Here is a 1123-nt window from a genome sequence, read left to right as displayed (position 1 = left end):
TTCAAAGGGAAGCATACCAGCTAAACAAAAACGAGCCTGGATGAAAACAGCATACTTAGAAGCAGTATTACAAGCTGGATTCAGTGATGTGGCTAATTAATGAACACTCATGCGGTTGCCCTGGATTCAACCCTAGAATGCAATTGTTACATAGCTCAAACTAACCATCGTTTGATTGGAATAGCTGTGAATTAGCACTAATAAATAACCTGTATATGTAGTGGCACAGTTACAAAATTAACTATGCTATGTGGTTTTTTAGATGTTTACCTCACATTACGCCATTAGAACGAATTTTTTTCACATTTATATTTATTAAATGACGTAGCGCATAACGAAAAAGAACCTTTTTAATCCCTGTAAGGTTACTACCGTGTTTTGAGTAAAAATCATCTGGCTGCTCATATATACCAAAGTCATCTGCAATGCCGTCACTTTGTATATAAGTATCTTTGCCTATCCAGTCCACATCGGGTCTTGCAAGACATTTAGTTGCAATACCAAAGCCTGAAAAGCACTTGCTTGGCTCAACAAAACGACTCTGAATTTGTTTAAGATAAGGCTTATCGATGATGTAACCTTCCAAGTTAATCCAACGTTCATTGTAAAAAACCTCAACCCAACTATGAAGAATACGTTTTGGTGCAAAGAAGAATATATAGTTCGGGATTGCACCACGTTGTAATTGGTTGTAAATAGTAAAACCATGCAAGCGTGCAGAAATACCAACAGCGCGTAACAACGCAATCAACAAAGTACCTTTAGTATTACACTGTCCATAACCATCACTAAATACTTGGCTTGCAGGTATTCGGTCATCTGCGTTATAGCCAAAACAAATTTCATCTCGTACATAGTTATAAATTTCGCCAATGGCATCATATTGCGATAAATCTCGCCACTGTCGTTGTTCAATCAAACTTTGAATTTGCGGATGGTTAAAATCCAACATTGGGGTATGTTTTAATAAATTTTTTGATAATTTAGTCACATTTACTCCCAGGGTGAGATCGTGAACGTTTTTTGAGCTGATGAAATTGATACACAATCTGTTTGACGCCTTGGCTTAGCTGTGATCTTATACTCTCTTTTAGGAGAGTAAATTATGTACCTTGAAGCCTTC

At 36.9% G+C, this 1123-nt stretch carries 1 protein-coding gene; it reads right to left on the bottom strand.

Annotated elements, in window-relative coordinates; genetic code table 11:
• Positions 1-271: 271 nt before the first annotated feature.
• Complete coding sequence (locus tag GQA99_RS20130; RefSeq protein ID WP_206194594.1) at positions 272-952, bottom strand: transglutaminase-like domain-containing protein; 681 nt, start codon at positions 950-952, stop codon at positions 272-274.
• Between the last annotated feature and the right edge of the window lie 171 nt (positions 953-1123).

The sequence above is a fragment of the Shewanella litoralis genome, from assembly GCF_009828585.1.
Classification (GTDB): Bacteria; Pseudomonadota; Gammaproteobacteria; order Enterobacterales; family Shewanellaceae; genus Shewanella; species Shewanella litoralis.
The sequence above is the reverse complement of the archived record's forward strand: the minus strand, read 5'-3'. Positions and strand labels throughout refer to the sequence as shown.